Source organism: Halalkalibacter wakoensis JCM 9140 (assembly GCF_000513095.1).
Lineage (GTDB): Bacteria > Bacillota > Bacilli > Bacillales > Bacillaceae_D > Halalkalibacter > Halalkalibacter wakoensis.
Genome location: NZ_BAUT01000084.1, coordinates 1 through 16,276, shown reverse-complemented (window position 1 = coordinate 16,276; position 16,276 = coordinate 1). Strand labels below are relative to the sequence as shown.

Sequence of the window (16,276 nt, the reverse complement as noted above, 5' to 3'; positions counted from 1 at the left end):
CGACACATGTTATGACGGTATTGACCGTTTTTTCTGATCGTTTTGCTAAGGTTTCTTCAAAATAAATGACTTTTGTAGATTGATCAGGAATTCTCAGCCATCCGATGAACTGAGCCAAAATATCAAGGTTTACTTCTTGATATTCTAATCCACACTCCTCTAGGAATTGAAAGTAAAGCTTTAGATGGTAACAGTATGATTTTAGTGTGTTTTCAGCTTTTCCAACGTTATCTAAATACTTTATATACTTTGCAACCGGTATGACAGGATAGCCATCCTTGTCAATTAACAGATATCTTTTCTTCTCTTGAATAAGAACCTCTTGTACTTTCAACATTACCACCCCCTGGTTTCTTAGGATACTTTATATACATAAATTTCATAGTACAGATAATGATTCTATAAGGAAATAAAAAAGAAGTAGTTGTTATCGTAAGATACGTTAATAACTACTTCTAATGATAGTACAATTAAGGCTGGTTACACCGATCAGGTTTTTGGATTAAGCCATATATTAGGTTTTCGCTTTGCTCCTAGAATGCGAGATCTATCTGACTCTAAACTTTATGTCATGGATAAATCCAATGTTTATTCAAAGATTGACAGCATTCTACGAGGAAAAATCAACATTAAGATTATTCAAGATAACTATGATGATGTCTTACGATTAGCACATTCCATACGGGAAGGTAGAGTATCGGCTTCACTTATTTTTAGGAAAGTTAGGATCTTATTCTCGCCAAAATAAAATGGCAACAGCATTGCGAGAGATGGGTAGAATTGAAAAGACAATCTTTATATTAGACTATATTTCTAATGAAACATTACGCCGGCGTATCCAAAGAGGATTAAATAAGGGTGAAGCTATGAATGGATTGGCAAGAGCCTTATTTTTTGGTAAACGTGGAGAGTTACGGGAAAGAGGATTGCAAGATCAACTTCAACGAGCTAGTGCCTTAAATATTCTTATAAATGCTACTACAGTTTGGAATACCGTTTATCTCACAGAGGCTACAAAGATATTAAAAGAAAAGGGCTTATTAAAAGAGGAGTTATTACCTCACATTTCCCCATTGGTTGGGAACATATAAATTTACTTGGAGAATATTTATTTGATTCGAAAAAGGTACCCAAATCAAATGAATTACGACCTTTAAAGATATAAAAATTATGCTGATATCTCCTTAGCGTTGGTGATATCAGCTTATGTTTTCCATTTATTGTCTTAACGTGGGTTTTATGACAAAATGTTGGTTATACCCCAGCCTTAAAAAGTTTACCTACAACTTCTTAAGGCTTTTCCTCTAGTTTATAGAAATACCATTAGGGTATTCCCCTACATCTAATCGTTTTACTTCTTCTAACGTTTTTAAATCAACAACGGAAACCGTGTCTTCAAACATATTTGTAACAAAGGCATATTGACTATCCTTAGAAATTACAATACCATGTGCCCCTTTTCCTAACGGAACCTCCTTTTCAACTTCTAATGTATCAAGTCCTATAATAGAGATCGTGTCTGATGGGTTCTCTTCACTTCCTTGATTTGCAACAACGACATATTGATTGTCGTAACTAGCAAACATTTGTACCGGACCTACTCCGACATCAATGTGTTTGATTACTTCTTGCGTTGACGTATTAATAACAGCTAGTTGGTTATCAACATGCAATCCAACAAAGGCATACTTTCCGTCATGGGAAAATCCAGTTTGAACAGCACCCTCTCCTACATGAACTCGATTAACTTCTTCATTCAATTGTAAGTCAATAATGCTAACATCAGCACTTTGCATATTCGCTATATAAGCATTTTGTTGATCGGGCGATATCCTTACTCCATGTGGATATTCTCCCACTTCTACATTAACAACTTCATCTGTCTTTCTATTAATAACCGTGACAGAATTATCACCAGAATTTGTTACGACAACGATCTCACCATTCTCTGTAGTCGTTACATGAGCTGGGTGACTCCCTACCTGATGTTCTTCCACTTTTTCTAACGTGTTTATATCATATGCTACAATCATTTCTTGTTTTACCTTATCTTGTTCTTCGTTACCATCATCTTCATGGTTATGACTATGTTCCTCATCTTCATTATCCTCATGTGGCGGATTAATAGTTACCCAAATTAACTGAGACTCGACATTGACTTCTAGATTATGTGCTTCCCCATCAAGGTAAACAAGCTCTTGCCTTCCTTCTGGATAGTAAATGACAGACATAGTCCCATCCTTTTCATTTCCGACTACAACAATGTACTCTTCTTCGAAATCCGCTTCCCCCACGTCCACTTGTTTTTTTTCTGTCTCTTCCATACCATCATTCAACTTGTTTTCTGCATTAGCATTTTCTTCTTTATTTACCACGCTTTCAGCGTTCTGTCCACAAGCAGCAAGCAAAAGTGAAATTGTCAAAATCATGAGTATAAAGCAAATTTTTCTATTCATCTATTTCCCTCCTAGTTCTTTATAAATGTAAGTATAAAAGGAGGATTATTCGACAAATGTGATTCCAATCACAAAAGCAAATATTAAATGATTTTTGTTCAATAGATTGCCTTGCTTTCTTCATAGTTTCTATATAAATATCTGTAATGAAAAGTTGTTATCTGGTGACCCCTTTTTAAATTATAGAAATCAAAACACTTTACCTAATTTCCTAATTACCTGTGTATGATACTGCTTTTTCAAGATAATATTCATAATTTCAATTCATCATAACTTTTAAAATCATCTATAACAATCTCTGAGTTAAATAGTTCAATTTACATTGGGGGGGAAGAACGGTGAAAAAAAGTGTAATGTTGTCTATTGGTGGTTTAGCTCTCTTTGGTTCATAACAGCTTGTTCAGATAGGGACGATGAAATATCAACAAATGAAGGGGAATACATAGGATCGAGACTGAAGAAAACGAGCTTGCAGTCGAAAATGAGGACGATCACGAGCATCTGCAACAAAAAACACTGATGCCCTTCCCAATGAAGAATCAGAAATTGATCATCACGACGATCTTCCTTATGAATGGCCTGCGCTTTATAATTTTGATCCTGGTACTTATTCCTTAGAACTTAATCAAAATGATTCGAGGATGAGACTATGAGGAAAAATAAAAATATTAAAGACCTAGAACATCATGCTGCTCACCTTATCAAATCAACTGCCGATCCGCAAAATCCAACTGAATATAAAGGACTGGGACACAGTCCTAATTTTCCCCGTTCCCTATAGGATTCCAAAGGTTGAGGTGTGTAGCCATGGACAGATTGTTTATTATAAGTTTGTTGTTATTAACAATTATACTCATTACGAATCCTTCCACCACTCATGCACATAGGTTAGTAATAGAACCTTTAGAACCAGGAGAAATTCGGGTTGTATATGATGATAGTCGTTTTTCAACACGAACAACTGTGACCGTTTATGTTGTAAATGGTATCGTGTTACAAACTGGAGGACTTGATGATCAGGCTATTTTCATTAAGACGAGAATCACGCTCATTTTTTTGTAGCTGATGATAGGATTGGTCACCGTACAGAGTGGACTGCGGGAGAAGAAGTTGTTTTATCTCGGATCCTCATCGCTGGCTTATAGCAGGAATTGTTCTCTTTCTTTTAATAAGCATTGCTGTCTTTTTCTCTTATCGAGTTAGAAAATGAAATTAACTAAACAAAAGTGAACTGAGCAATAGACAACCTGTAATAGTAAAATATTTGCACAACAGGAAGAAGTCCTCTTACCCTCTATTGCTTTAATAGCCCTGGCCTTCATGTTATTTATCAGGAACCCTACTTAAAATCATAAAAGATCCTCTTCAGGTTATATGCACAAATCCATTGACGATTTGTGCATTCATTTAGTTAGATTGTTATAATGGGTAGCCTCTTCAAAAGTAAGCTAAATTCACAAAATCGTTTTTTAAACACTATTCTACCTAGTAACTAAACATTTAACCAAGAGACTTTTCTTTTTATTTTTAACGCTGTAATACCTACAACAATAAGGAATAAGAATAGATATACAATATATTGTTCCTCAAATGAAATCAGTCCAATAGATAAAATAGATAGTACAAATACAAAGATAGCGTGACCAAACATAGTACTAAGTACGTAATCTTTGGTTTTTATATTACTCATTCCACATGAAATATTTATAATACTAGACGGAATTACAGGTGTAATGCGACTCACTAAAATAACTAGGAACCCATTCTCTTCAATCGTTTTCTTTATTTTCAAATGATTGTGTTTAAAGATCTTCCCTTGTGAAAAATACCTCGCTATATAAAATACAATCACAGACCCGATAATATTTCCGGCTAAACTCCAAAGATACCCATAAAAGAAACCAAATAACCAAATATTGAACATGGTGAGAACTAAAAATGGTAGAAATGAGAATAGATTTTGCATTATCATAAGTCCCATGGTTATTAATAAGACAATTATTAATTCATTGCCGATTAGTCTTTTTAATTCTATCCATTCACCAGCTTTCAGATATAAAAACCAATCATTTTGGCTGAAAATTAAAATTTTGAAGATAAGTAGTGTTACTAAAAATAATAATACTTTCATTCTATTTCACTCTCCTTCTAGGAAAGAAATAGAGAGGTATCATCTAGACTTAGATGTACCTCTCAGATGATTAGAACCAACCTTTAATTGCGTTATAAAGAGTTACCCATAGTTCTGAGAAAAATCCACCTACTGAACGAAGAACCAAGCTAAAGAAACCTGCCTCTTCAATCGCTTCATTTGTTATTACATCTACTTGGGCAATATAATTACTATCTATAAATTCATAATCATTTTCTCCTACATACTCTAACGATATCGTTCCTATTTTCTCTCCTTTTTCTACAGGAGCAATTAGCTCGCCATTCTCGTTTAAACGTTCTTGGTCAAAAGTAACTACAGGAATATAATTGTCTCTTTCTCCTACACGCACGAAACTTATTAGACTTTCGTCAGTAATAACAGCAACTTCATGTTCTTTCCCTTTCGAAACTCCAACGGTTTCCTGTCCCTCAGGTCTATATCCTTTAGGGATAAGTTCTTCTATTGAAAATTGTGAAAAACCATAGTCTAATAGTTTTTTAGTCTCGCTAAAACGTTCTTCAAGTGAGCTTGTCTTTGTTACAACTGTAATTAATCGAACGTTATCTCTTTCAGCAGTTCCAGTAAAGCTATATCCAGCTTGAGCAGTATATCCCGTTTTCAAACCATCTACGTCCGGGTATCCATAAACTAAACCAGGGAGCATCCAATTCCAATTATCCATTTGGATAAAGTCCTCTGTTCCTTCTTTAAAGATTTTTCTTTCAATACTAGCTGTCTCTAGAACTTCTGGATAATCTTTTAGTAAATGAAAAGCTAACTTCGCAGTTGCCCTAACCGTTAATTCGTTCTCATCCTTTTCTGTCGTTCCTTCTGGGTGCTTTCCTAAAAGATATTGGTTCGGTAGACCTGTAGAGTTAACAAATTTATAATCAACTCCATACTCCCCTAATTCCAATTGCATTGCTTTATCATTCATCATGTTAACGAATGATTCTTCTGATCCAGCAATTAGCTCTGCTAATGCCATCGTAGCACCATTAGCTGAATATATAGCTACTGACTCATAAAGTTCTTTAACTGTATATGTTTCATCTTGCCGTAAATAAACGTTGGAAAGATTATTATTATGTGATATTTCACGAACGAGGTCACTTATAGGAACGACCTGTTCCCAAGATATTGCCCCATTATTAATAGCCTCGAGAACTAAATATTCACTCATCATTTTTGACATGCTAGCAACTTTTAATAATTCATCTATATTTTTTGTAATAAGATCTTTCCAGAGGTAGCATCTACAAGGATAGCTGAGTTTGTATTTATATTTGGATTCGCACTAACTGACACGGGAGAAGTTATTAATACATTTGTTATCACCAATACTAAAACTGCCATTGTAAAACTTTTTTTGAATCTAATTCTCACTTTTTCTGCCTCCAGTTCCAATTCTTCATTTAATATTCATTATTTATAATTAGCGACCTTACTACTATATTAGCGTACCTCTTAATTGTGTTTTTTTTGTGGACTTCTATCAATTATATTTTTTAAAACGTCAGCTCATCCATTTCTATGCTTAGAAAGTCATTCTGGTAGTTTTTTCAATCGTATAGTATTCGTTTTATATTTACACTAGCCTTTGTAGAATTATAAGCAAAAAGAAAAAGACAAGAATTTTTGAGATTCAAGTCTCTGATTGGCGTGATAAAATATTTCATGCATTTACTTTTCCTTTACTTCTATCCAAAAAGGAAAAGCAATTATTTGTTCTGCAAATTTAAATTCAACCCATAGTTTGTAAAAACCGCTATCTATAAATTGAGCAACAAATACTGTTTCATGATCTGAATTAGGATGCACATGAATAAATTGCTTTACTTCATCATCAATGATTACTACATGTCCAAGAGCCCCTAGATAAGGTTCAGGTTTCTCACCTTTGAGATCGAAATGAAGTGTAACATCTTCTCCGATTTTCAATGGACCGTGAGTCATTTCAACGATCTTCCCACTAATTTCCTTTATCTTTTCTTTGTTAGGAATAAGATTCATTTCATTATGACAGAAATGAGTATGATTAAGTATATTGCCCTCTATTGCATTCGCTTCAATTAGATAATGTTTCCCTTTCGGATTTATATCAACAAAAGCCTTATAAGATGTAAGATCACGAAGAGGGAGCGTTACTTCATACGTATACAAATCAATTTGCTCAGGATGTAAATGATAAAACTCTTGCAAATCATCACTGACGACGATCAGGTGCATATATTTCTCATGTGTTTGTAATAGCTCTAGTGGGCTCCCTTCTCGATCTTCTAAATGAATATTCAAAATAGAGTCCTGATACGTAATGGTTGTAATGATATCGTTTTCGGCTGCGCCCATGTGCATATGATGTTGCATTTCATGATGTTGATGTTGTTCCATTTGATTCTCCTATCTCTGTGGATGACTTTTTTTCCTAAAAATTACTTCTTGTTCCCAACCACTAAACGGATGAGAGCGGTTTTTCGTAGGTCACGGTTGAACTCTTGGTGCGTGTCTCGGCTTATCATCTTGTGTCGTAGCCTTTTGTAATAATTGTTCAAGTGGCTGCCATTTCTTGAGTAATAGAACAACCAAGAATAACGCTACCCCTGTTGCTCCATACACGACCCACGGTAAATAACTAACTTCTGTTCCGATTTGAAGTAATTGACCACCAATAAAGTTTCCACCAGCTTCACCTAAGCCTGACATCACATTCGCCAATCCAAAGAAGAGACCGATCAATCCGGCTGTCGATAACTGTGAAATTGTACTATCGATAGTTGGTAAGATAAGCATTTCACCTACAACAAAGATGGCACCACTTAAAACAAGGTGAAAAAACGATGTAGCAAAGTAAAGAGAACCGACTCCAAACCCAATAAATAACATCCCGAATGCAAGTGCGGTTAACGGATGTAACCTCTGAATAACTTTTCCTGTCATCACGTTTTGAGCCAAAATGACAATCCCACTATTGATCGTCCAAATCAAAGCCACATTACTTGGATCAGGCAAAACCTCCGTTGCCCGTAGTGGAAGCGTTAAAGCTAACTGAGCATACAAAGCCCAAATCACAACACTTACTACACCAAACATAATAAAAGGTTTGTTCTTAAACACTTCCTTATAAGCACCCGATGGGATAACGGGACAATTTGCATCTCCGCAATTTTTCGGAAGGAAAAACCAACTCTTTAATGCGAGTACCACATAAATAACTCCCGCTATCCAAAAAATCAACTTAGAGGATCCTGTCACAACAAAGAAGATAATAAGGCCAGCAGCTGCTGTTCCGATATTAGCTGCAATCCCACGCATCGAAAAGGCTGTCGTTTGCGTTTCTTCTGATGCCAGTGCCGCAATGGCCGCCTTGGTTGATGGAGCATTCAATCCATTGCCAAGACCTGTAATCAGTGAGGCTACAAGTAACAATCCAAATATATTAAAGAGTCCAAAACCGATTAATCCAACTGCACCAATCATGCTCCTAACCCAATAATGAACCTTCTGCCAATACGATCTGCCAAAAATCCTCCGAGTAAGCTCCCAAATTGAAATGATATGGCATTCATTGCTAAGATCATTCCTATTTGCGCTAGAGATAATGCTGCATCTATTTTTAACATAATCGGTAACATAGGAATCACTAAGTATGTTCCTAAATGGGAAAGCAAGACTCCGAATAATAAAATCAGCATGGTACGATCTAACTTTTTAATGTCTTGTATAATCATTTGACCCCTTCTTTAACAGGTATTGAACAAAAACAGGCAACCTTGGTCACCTGCTTTTGCTCGATTTTAAGCTACCATTTTACGGCACTCTTCTGCACACTTGCGGCAGTAAGTAGCACATTCCTGGCAATGAGCGTCTTGGAACTTCTCACAGTCAGTAGCACAGGCTTCGCAGATCATAGCACACATTTCACAAAATTGTTTTGCAAACATACTTCCACGTGACATCCACTGAGATGCCATTGAACAAATATCTGCGCAGTCTCTTAACATACTGATACAGTGAGTTCTAGCTTGGACATCAGGCTCTTTTAGACATGATGATAAACATTCTTCGCATGCTTGCATACATTTGTTGCAAGCATCAATACACGCCTGATGTTGCTGTATAGTTGAATCAATCAAAGTGGTCATTTTACATCTCCTCCCTTCTTCCTTATTATTTAATAGACCACTCTACAAAAACCTAGTAAATATTACCAAGTTACATAAGGCAGAAGTATTAAAGGAAATTTGTTCGAAATTTAATTATCATCATGATACCAAAACGTAAATAAGCCCCCTGGAGAAGAGAGCTAAGAATAAAGATATTAGTATTTACTTTAATTAAAATCTACTCTTCAAAGCTTACTCAAATCCTAAGTATTCTTCTAACGTTAACCCTTGTTCATGAATTATTTTGGCCGGCTCTTTGCCTACAAACCGAAGATGCCATGGCTCGTATTGATAACCTGTAATTTTTTCTTTATCTTTTGGATAACGTATGATAAAACCAAACTGCGCAGCATTTTCCTTAATCCATTGCCCCTCAGGTGTATCTTCAAATGAGGTGACTAATTGAAAATTCACTTCCGGACTAGTGACATCCATGGCTAGACCAGTTTGGTGCTCACTATGCCCAGCATTCGCACTTACTCGACTTGCCTTTTCTTCACCGGTTCTCTCAACATAATACGCAAAGATACTCTCCTGTCGTTCATAAGAGCGATACCCGGATTGAGCATAAAGATTTAAGTTTTCATCATTGGCTTTTTTAAATAAATCTTCAAGTGCTGCCGCTGCCTCCTGTCGTATTAAGCGTTGAGGCAGATCCTCAATGAACGGAAAGGGGACATTTGGCTCAACTAAATCCGAAGGTACATAGTCTTTTGGTAAGCCCCGCTCTTTATTTATTAATAAAAGAATATCATCTAATTGCTCTTCCGTGTAAGATTCCCATGGTTTATCTTTATCAAAATCTTCTTGGGATTGTTCGCCTTTATCAATACTATTTTTTATTGGAGCACTATCTAAATCATCGTTCTTATTCTTCATTTTTCCGTCGTCTGTTGATAAGTAGTCACTTAATAACATTTCTTTATTTTCTTCTTTTGTAGAATCTGTTAATAGTGAATTTTCTTTATAAATTACAATTAAGATTCCAAATACCACTGCTAGTGCAGCAATGTAAAAATACCTCATTTAATACATGACCTATCCTTTCTGTGTTATTACTGCAATTACAACTTAGCGAGATTTCAGATCTTAAACTTTCTTAATAAGTGGCTTATTCATACAGAAGTGGGTTGCTTCCTTTTTTTCCAAACAACAAAAATTAAATAAAGCGCTGCAATGCTAAGGATCATTTTTCCTTGCCACTCAAATTGAGTAATCTGATAAACCGAATACGCTTCAATCAAAAGCGCAGGTATTTTACCTACTGAGCTTGCAATAGCAAAAGTGATAAATGAGACACTACCAATGGCTCCAGCAAGAGTAACCAGACCTGAAGGAACAAAAGGAAGAAGGCGAAGGGATAAAATTAAATAAAAGGCATCTTTTCCTTTTAAATGTACTAACCGTTTTAATTTCGGGTACTTGTCCAATGGCTTCTGAGAAAATTGTTTTAACCCTTTTCGATACAAATAAAATGCTATGATGCTCCGAGCGCCTCTCCAACAAAAGAAATAATTGTCCCCATCCAGAACCCGAAAAAGATAAGATTCGCTGCAGTCACAAAGAAACTTGGAATAACTCCTAATACTGCAACAATAATACTAATTCCAATACTAATTAAGATTGCAAAGTGTTCATACTCTTGAAAGTAATATATAAGTCTATCTTCCATTTTCCCCTCCTCTATTTATCTTCATAATGATTTAAACCCTCGTAATTTTAATAGATCTCCATAGACCCTTACGTTTTATTTTTCGTGTATTGTTACTCTGATCAAGAACTATTATTCTATCGTTCAATTATGTAGAAAATATGAAGTTTTTTAAATTTTGGTATTATCTATAGTAACTTTGTTTATAGACAACAAAAGACTCCTACAACAAATTGATAGGAGTCAATGCCATTATTCTTTCATGCGTCATTTGTTTTCTTCAATTACCAACATTACATTAATCTTTTACAATGATTACTCTATAACATGAGCATTTTCCTTAAGATGACTTTGACTTTTTTAGTTCCTCTAAAGATGCAGTCAACTTTTTATTTTCTTCCATTAACTTACTCATTTGTTTATGTGCTCGCTGCCAATCTTCAGATGAGTTAATTAAATTCTCATTCTTATTTTTTTGCGTCCCATTAGGGGTACTCTGCTTAGCCATCTTGACGGCTTTCCAACAGAAGAACAGACAAACGATTTTAATCGCAATAAATACTAGTAAAAATGTGTTCAATTGTTACAACTCCTTTCGTAATCCTTCCATTTCTTTCAATAGTTTTTGATTATCCTTTTCTATTTTCTCTATTTGTGAATGCATTTTTTGTAACTCGATCGATTCAGAAACTGATTCTTCGTTGTTTACTGGATTAGCAGTTATGTTTTTTTTAGGCGAACAACAGGTAGAACTTCCACCGTGCTTGCCCATGCCTTTAACACAAGTCAGGATTAAGAGCACAAGAACACCAAGTAAAAGAAATGTAACTAAATCCATTTTTCCAAACCCCTTTCATTAATTCGGTTCCCTACAGAACTTTAAGGATCTTTCATAAAAAATGTAACAAAAGAATTTGATGGAAATATGAAGAAATACAAAAGATTAATACTTTCTTTAGAAAATTTAATTTTTGAGGCTATTTCTATTTATGAAAAAAGGACTTATTCTGCTCGCTGGTTGTTAAGTCCATCCATATTTGATAACAATATATCAAGAATTGTTCAATCTTATGGTGAAGACCGTTCCTACATTAACTGTACTTTTGATTTGTATTGTTCCACCATGCTGTTCAATAATTTGCTTAGTAATGGCTAACCCTAATCCGCTACCACCGTATTTCGTGGAACGCGATTTGTCTACTCGATAAAAACGGTCCCATATATAGGGAAGATCCTTAGCTGGAATTCCTTCGCCATTGTCTTCAATTTCAATTATTATTTCTTTGTATCTCTCCTCTAATCTAACTTGTATTTTCCCATTTAGGTTTGTGTGTCTAATACTATTATTCAAAAGATTAAGTAAGACTCGTTCAAACTGATCTGGGTCAATGTTAGCAAGAAGAGTTGGGTGGGCGTACGAAAAGAGTATGTCTATTTTCTTATCATCAGTAGCTAATGTTACTTTCTTTTTAACTTCTTGAATGAAATCTACAAGATCGATTTCCTGAATATTCAACTGGATTTTACCTTCCTCTAGCTTCATTAATTGAAAAAGGTTCTTTACTAAACTTTCCATTCGCACAGCTTCCTGGTGAATGATTGTTGCCTGATCATGAACAAGGTCTGCTTCCACCTTCTGATCTTTTAACAATGCAGCATAGCCTTTAATATATGTTAGTGGTGTTCTGATGTCATGGGAGACGTTGGTTAGAAATTGTTGTCTTGTATCCCTATATTCTTTAAGTTGTATTGCCATAGTAGAAATATGCCTTAATAAATCGTCTATTTCGTCATTTCCTTTACTAGAAAGTTGGACATCAAAGTTCCCTTTTGCTATTTGCTTTGTCAAATCCCGTGCATTCGTAATTGGAAGAGTAATCTTTTTTGATAAGAAAATTGTAAACATACCCGAAAATAAAAGTGTAATCAATCCCATTGACATTGTAATACCTAAAAGAGTTAATCTAGCTTCTTCAAAGCTACCAGTATCTTGGTCAATAAATAGATACCCTGCCAACTCTCCGTTGATTTTAAACGGTTCGTATGACCAAATATGGGGAATATGTTCGGTCATCGTGTTAACAAATTCTGTTTTTTCATTCGATCGTTTAGAAAGACTAACAATCCAACTTTGATATCGATCAATCATTTCCTTTGAAACTTGTTGGGTACTATTTTGAACATTAAAATTCGCATCAAAAATAATAAATGTATTATCTTGGTTTCTTTTTTCCATAATCATCACATGTTCTAGCGTTTCTGGCACCATATGCAGTTCTACTACTTCGCGGTGTGCGTCAAGTCTATGCTCAATTTCCCCCTGGAGTTGATTTTTGTAAAATGATTTCGAAAGGGTGTAAAAGGAGAAACCCATCATGACTATGATCAATACCACGGACAAAAGAACAAGCAAGCTCACTTTAGTCGACAATTTCATGTACTCAATCCCTCATGCTGAGGAACTTTATAACCAATCCCCCATACTGTCTCCACGACAGTGTTGTCAAGCCCGGCTTTTTTTAATTTGTCACGGATGTTTTTAATATGGGTATCAATATTTCGGAAATCACGATCATCTGCCTCATCCCATACAAGGTAAAAGAGTTGTTCCCTTGTATAAACACGTCCAGGGTTGGATAGAAGGGTACTAAAAAGTTGATACTCTTTTTTCGTCAGTGGAATCCCTTTCTGATTGTAGAAAACCATTTGCTGCGAATGATCTATAGTAATTCCAAACATCCCCTTCCTTTTTTCTACCTGTTGTAAAGGTTCTACACGTCGAAGTACAGAATTAACTCTGGCCACTAGTTCTTTCGGTTCAAACGGCTTCGTAATATAATCAGATGCCCCAAGGTTTAACCCCTCTACCACCTGATCTGTTTCACCAATAGCTGAAATAATAATAGTAGGCACTAATAATTCTTTCTCTGTTAATTCCTTTAATACTTGAAAGCCATTCATTTCTGGCATCATAATATCAAGTAACATTAAATCAAACTGTTGCTCTTTTATTAATTCAAGTGCTTCTTTTCCAGAACCCGCGCTCGTTAACTCAAATTCACTAGAACCAATACATACACAGAGCAATGATTGCATTTGTTTTTCATCATCAACTATAAGTATTTTTTTCATTGATCTCACCTCATGCTTAATCTATTTCTTAAACATACTGCCTCTTCACCTAAATTTTTAATATAAACTTCCTAATGTCATACTAACTTAAAAGTATGTAAAAACAATGAACTTTTAGTCAAAGAAGATTCATTTTCATTCCATTACCACTTTATAATGAACTATTCTCTTGCCTCTTTTTCTATTATTAATAAAAAATCTCACTTAAATTAATAGAGTTTTGTAGAATTTGATTCTTCTAATATTTAACTTATGGTCATATCTATTAACGAGTGAAAGGAGAGGTCGCTTTTGAAATCTAGCAAAACTCATAGTACTGCACCCATACAAAATATGATAATTATGTTGATTTTAAGTATGATTTCCATCTTTATAATTATTGGAGCATTAACGACCTTGCAAACATCGCTAACAAGTGACGCATTAAAACGAACAACTTATGACATCTCCGTTGAATCACTCTTTTATTTTATGAGCATAGAGAATCATTATTTTTCAGAAGTTTTGCCAGCTGAAAGTCAAAATCCTTCAATAGGGAAATTTGCATTTGAATTAATAACTAATATAAATTTTGATGATCCTAGAACTTTTTTAGGAAGAGAACTTCCTGGGTTTTCTTTTTATGATGGAACGATTGTTGTCGCTGGAGAAGGATCTGATTTTACAAATATGCCTACTTCTGAATCAGCGCCCCCTTTGGATGTCATTCTTGCTGAAAGAGAGGCCGCTTCTGAGAATTTGGCAAATATGAACGAAGAAACTTCTGATGAACGTAATGATATGAGCGCCGAATCGCAATCAACACAGAATAAAATCGTTCATATTATCCATTCACATAGTCGGGAATCATTCCTGCCTGAATTAAAAAACGCATCTGAACCGGACGATGCTTGGCATGCAGAGCTAAATGTTACTTTAGTAGGCGAGAGATTAGGAAAAGAATTAGAAAAAAGAGGAATTGGAACAGAAGTCGACAAAACTGATATTAGTGGTATGTTAAGCGAACGTAGCTGGAGCTATCCTCAGTCCTATGAAGCGTCAAGAGACCTTATAAAAACAGCAATGGAAGACAATCAAGACTTGGAATTTTTCTTTGAAATTCATCGTGATGCATTACGCAGGGATATAACAACTGTTACAATAAACGGGATAGAATATGCGCGAACTTATTTTGTTATAGGAAAAAATAACCCTAACTATGAGAAGAATCAAAAACTAGCTGAGGACTTGCACTATTTACTCGAAAAACAATATCCAGGGTTAAGCAGAGGGGTACTTGTAAAGGACGGGACTGGGATTAACGGTAGATATAATCAGGATCTTTCAGAAAACTCCATCCTTATTGAAATGGGCGGTGTAGATAATACATTAGAGGAAAGTTACCGGACAACTGAGGCATTAGCAGAAATTATTAGTGATTATTACTGGAACTCCGCTGAGAAGGTGAATAACTAATTTTACTTAGCATTATTTCTTAGAGTATAGTAATTACTCTAGTTCTACTTGATTTTTGACAAACGTAACCAAATGAAAAAATTACTGAAATGACATGACTATAATCCTGTTATTGAAGGCCCCTATAATTTTGGGACCTTCAATAACAATATTGGTTCCCCCTCAAAAAGTACGTAAAAAACAGAAAGCAGGAGAGAATTTACTTAAGTATAGTTAACATCGTCTTAAATAAAAATGATTAATTTTATGAGCCCCTGTTGAGATTATAATAAATTCATCAAAATTAATTGATCTTTTCTTTAGTAGTGGTATCACTTTTTCCACTATCAAATTAGAAATATTATTTGGTGAAAAAGCAGAAACTCGCTCGTATAGCTCGTTAGGAATGTCTATTATAAGTTGATTGGATTCATTAGATATTTTAATGAGAATTTCCGAGCTAAGATTTTCTGCTTCTGCACTTATTCCATATAATTTTTCACTTTTTTGGTTTAATGTATTTTGATCGATTCTTAGAAACTCGTACGATAAAAGTTCATTTGTTGTTACTGACAAATAGTGACACAGAGTGTTCAAAGTATTAAAATTTATTTTATTTGCATGTTTAGAACAAAGATACAAAATTTCCTCCAGTGGAATTTTTGTATCTTTTGCAATATCTTCAAAAGAAATCTCCTTATCCAGCAACAAGTTTTTTAAGTGGAACACGATCATTTATACTCCCCCTAAATTATTCTATAATGAATTAAGTAATACAACTGAACCTTCGCGCAATCTTACAATCAAACCCTTTAAATAATTTGAAAATTCAAGGAAGCTAATGTTCAACCGTAATAATAGGTGTTCCTATTGTCACATCAACATTATCTGAGTATGGAACACTCCTAACCCCTATTTGTAAATTCATTTTATCATTCTGATTTAAGGGTAGACTTAAATCCCACCTAGGGTTATACGCAGAAACCGATATGAATTGATCCTCTTCAACCCCTTCTTTAACCTCTCCAGAAAAGTCACGTACTAAATCTTGAGCTAAGTCCTGTAAGTTCTTATTATTATCTTCAATACTTCCTTGAATCATATAAAAGATGGAACTGCCTTTAATGTTTGATGATATTTCATTCATAATGTCAGAATTCCACTCATCTCCAACAACCTGATAAGTAATATTCACTTTATACTTATTTCTATCTTCATAAGATGTAATCACGATACGTTCATCTAAGCTTTGGTTATTTTTTTGTACCAACTACTTTATTGTGAT

At 34.8% G+C, this 16,276-nt stretch carries 17 protein-coding genes and 2 pseudogenes; 3 read left to right on the top strand and 16 right to left on the bottom strand.

Translation table 11 applies throughout. The annotated features are described in order from the left end of the window. Positions 1-337 (bottom strand): site-specific integrase (locus JCM9140_RS19375; protein WP_034750439.1); only part of this gene is annotated, 337 nt, incomplete at its 3' end. Between the two features lie 129 nt (positions 338-466). On the opposite strand from JCM9140_RS19375, the pseudogene JCM9140_RS23355 reads away from it, so the two are divergent. After that, positions 467-1,165: pseudogene (locus tag JCM9140_RS23355) on the top strand (Tn3 family transposase); the annotation flags it as partial. A gap of 139 nt (positions 1,166-1,304) precedes the next feature. Here JCM9140_RS23355 and JCM9140_RS19365 read toward each other — a convergent pair. Then, a complete protein-coding gene (locus JCM9140_RS19365) occupies positions 1,305-2,456 on the bottom strand; it encodes a YncE family protein (RefSeq protein ID WP_003322315.1) in 1,152 nt (383 codons plus the stop codon). Between the two features lie 807 nt (positions 2,457-3,263). Between JCM9140_RS19365 and JCM9140_RS19360 the strand changes: the two genes are divergently transcribed. After that, on the top strand, positions 3,264-3,518 hold the full coding sequence (locus tag JCM9140_RS19360) for a hypothetical protein (RefSeq protein ID WP_034750434.1): 255 nt from the start codon (positions 3,264-3,266) through the stop codon (positions 3,516-3,518). A 430-nt stretch (positions 3,519-3,948) separates the two neighbouring features. On the opposite strand, the gene JCM9140_RS19355 is transcribed toward JCM9140_RS19360, so the two are convergent. The 12 genes and pseudogenes from JCM9140_RS19355 to JCM9140_RS19305 all read right to left on the bottom strand — a co-directional run bounded on the left by JCM9140_RS19355 (position 3,949) and on the right by JCM9140_RS19305 (position 13,557). Next, on the bottom strand, positions 3,949-4,587 hold the full coding sequence (locus JCM9140_RS19355) for a TVP38/TMEM64 family protein (RefSeq protein ID WP_003322320.1): 639 nt from the start codon (positions 4,585-4,587) through the stop codon (positions 3,949-3,951). A gap of 70 nt (positions 4,588-4,657) precedes the next feature. Then, complete coding sequence (locus JCM9140_RS19350; RefSeq protein ID WP_235715410.1) at positions 4,658-5,806, bottom strand: serine hydrolase; 1,149 nt, start codon at positions 5,804-5,806, stop codon at positions 4,658-4,660. 488 nt (positions 5,807-6,294) lie between these two features. Continuing rightward, complete coding sequence (locus JCM9140_RS19345; protein WP_003322322.1) at positions 6,295-7,002, bottom strand: DUF8832 domain-containing protein; 708 nt, start codon at positions 7,000-7,002, stop codon at positions 6,295-6,297. A 90-nt stretch (positions 7,003-7,092) separates the two neighbouring features. Continuing rightward, the gene (locus JCM9140_RS19340; RefSeq protein WP_268870598.1) at positions 7,093-8,088 is read right to left on the bottom strand and encodes an MFS transporter; all 996 of its coding nucleotides are present in this window, start codon (positions 8,086-8,088) and stop codon (positions 7,093-7,095) included. Next, positions 8,085-8,339, bottom strand: coding sequence for an MFS transporter (locus JCM9140_RS25005; protein WP_268870596.1), 255 nt, complete (start codon positions 8,337-8,339; stop codon positions 8,085-8,087). Before JCM9140_RS25005 ends, JCM9140_RS19340 begins: the two co-directional genes overlap by 4 nt. Positions 8,340-8,405: 66 nt before the next feature. Then, complete coding sequence (locus tag JCM9140_RS19335) at positions 8,406-8,753, bottom strand: four-helix bundle copper-binding protein (RefSeq protein WP_003322324.1); 348 nt, start codon at positions 8,751-8,753, stop codon at positions 8,406-8,408. A 213-nt stretch (positions 8,754-8,966) separates the two neighbouring features. Next, the gene (locus JCM9140_RS19330) at positions 8,967-9,800 is read right to left on the bottom strand and encodes a M15 family metallopeptidase (RefSeq protein ID WP_003322325.1); all 834 of its coding nucleotides are present in this window, start codon (positions 9,798-9,800) and stop codon (positions 8,967-8,969) included. A gap of 89 nt (positions 9,801-9,889) precedes the next feature. Further along, positions 9,890-10,446 (bottom strand): annotated as a pseudogene (locus JCM9140_RS19325) (TVP38/TMEM64 family protein). 319 nt (positions 10,447-10,765) lie between these two features. Then, complete coding sequence (locus JCM9140_RS19320; protein WP_003322328.1) at positions 10,766-11,005, bottom strand: hypothetical protein; 240 nt, start codon at positions 11,003-11,005, stop codon at positions 10,766-10,768. 3 nt (positions 11,006-11,008) lie between these two features. Further along, positions 11,009-11,263 carry a hypothetical protein gene (locus tag JCM9140_RS19315; protein WP_003322329.1) on the bottom strand — a complete coding sequence of 85 codons (255 nt, stop codon included), beginning with the start codon at positions 11,261-11,263 and terminating at the stop codon, positions 11,009-11,011. A 213-nt stretch (positions 11,264-11,476) separates the two neighbouring features. Further along, positions 11,477-12,862 carry a sensor histidine kinase gene (locus JCM9140_RS19310; RefSeq protein WP_003322331.1) on the bottom strand — a complete coding sequence of 462 codons (1,386 nt, stop codon included), beginning with the start codon at positions 12,860-12,862 and terminating at the stop codon, positions 11,477-11,479. After that, entirely contained in the window at positions 12,859-13,557 is a 699-nt protein-coding gene (locus tag JCM9140_RS19305) for a response regulator transcription factor (RefSeq protein ID WP_034633248.1), read from the bottom strand. Before JCM9140_RS19305 ends, JCM9140_RS19310 begins: the two co-directional genes overlap by 4 nt. 291 nt (positions 13,558-13,848) lie before the next feature. Here JCM9140_RS19305 and spoIIP point away from each other — a divergent pair, with 291 nt between their 5' ends. Continuing rightward, positions 13,849-15,012: a stage II sporulation protein P gene (gene spoIIP, locus JCM9140_RS19300; protein ID WP_034633249.1), complete on the top strand. Its 1,164-nt coding sequence runs from the start codon at positions 13,849-13,851 to the stop codon at positions 15,010-15,012. Positions 15,013-15,225: 213 nt separating this feature from the next. Here the strand turns inward: spoIIP and JCM9140_RS19295 are convergent, their stop codons facing one another. Next, entirely contained in the window at positions 15,226-15,726 is a 501-nt protein-coding gene (locus JCM9140_RS19295) for a helix-turn-helix domain-containing protein (protein WP_034750428.1), read from the bottom strand. Positions 15,727-15,829: 103 nt separating this feature from the next. Then, positions 15,830-16,261 carry a YwmB family TATA-box binding protein gene (locus JCM9140_RS19290; RefSeq protein WP_034750425.1) on the bottom strand — a complete coding sequence of 144 codons (432 nt, stop codon included), beginning with the start codon at positions 16,259-16,261 and terminating at the stop codon, positions 15,830-15,832. Between the last annotated feature and the right edge of the window lie 15 nt (positions 16,262-16,276).

Coding starts and splice junctions, on each gene's coding strand:
- JCM9140_RS19365 (WP_003322315.1), bottom strand. CDS start 2,456: ATGAATAGAAAAATTTGCTTTATACTCATGATTTTGACAATTTCACTT.
- JCM9140_RS19360 (WP_034750434.1), top strand. CDS start 3,264: ATGGACAGATTGTTTATTATAAGTTTGTTGTTATTAACAATTATACTC.
- JCM9140_RS19355 (WP_003322320.1), bottom strand. CDS start 4,587: ATGAAAGTATTATTATTTTTAGTAACACTACTTATCTTCAAAATTTTA.
- JCM9140_RS19350 (WP_235715410.1), bottom strand. CDS start 5,806: ATGTCAAAAATGATGAGTGAATATTTAGTTCTCGAGGCTATTAATAAT.
- JCM9140_RS19345 (WP_003322322.1), bottom strand. CDS start 7,002: ATGGAACAACATCAACATCATGAAATGCAACATCATATGCACATGGGC.
- JCM9140_RS19340 (WP_268870598.1), bottom strand. CDS start 8,088: ATGATTGGTGCAGTTGGATTAATCGGTTTTGGACTCTTTAATATATTT.
- JCM9140_RS25005 (WP_268870596.1), bottom strand. CDS start 8,339: ATGATTATACAAGACATTAAAAAGTTAGATCGTACCATGCTGATTTTA.
- JCM9140_RS19335 (WP_003322324.1), bottom strand. CDS start 8,753: ATGACCACTTTGATTGATTCAACTATACAGCAACATCAGGCGTGTATT.
- JCM9140_RS19330 (WP_003322325.1), bottom strand. CDS start 9,800: ATGAGGTATTTTTACATTGCTGCACTAGCAGTGGTATTTGGAATCTTA.
- JCM9140_RS19315 (WP_003322329.1), bottom strand. CDS start 11,263: ATGGATTTAGTTACATTTCTTTTACTTGGTGTTCTTGTGCTCTTAATC.
- JCM9140_RS19310 (WP_003322331.1), bottom strand. CDS start 12,862: ATGAAATTGTCGACTAAAGTGAGCTTGCTTGTTCTTTTGTCCGTGGTA.
- JCM9140_RS19305 (WP_034633248.1), bottom strand. CDS start 13,557: ATGAAAAAAATACTTATAGTTGATGATGAAAAACAAATGCAATCATTG.
- JCM9140_RS19295 (WP_034750428.1), bottom strand. CDS start 15,726: ATGATCGTGTTCCACTTAAAAAACTTGTTGCTGGATAAGGAGATTTCT.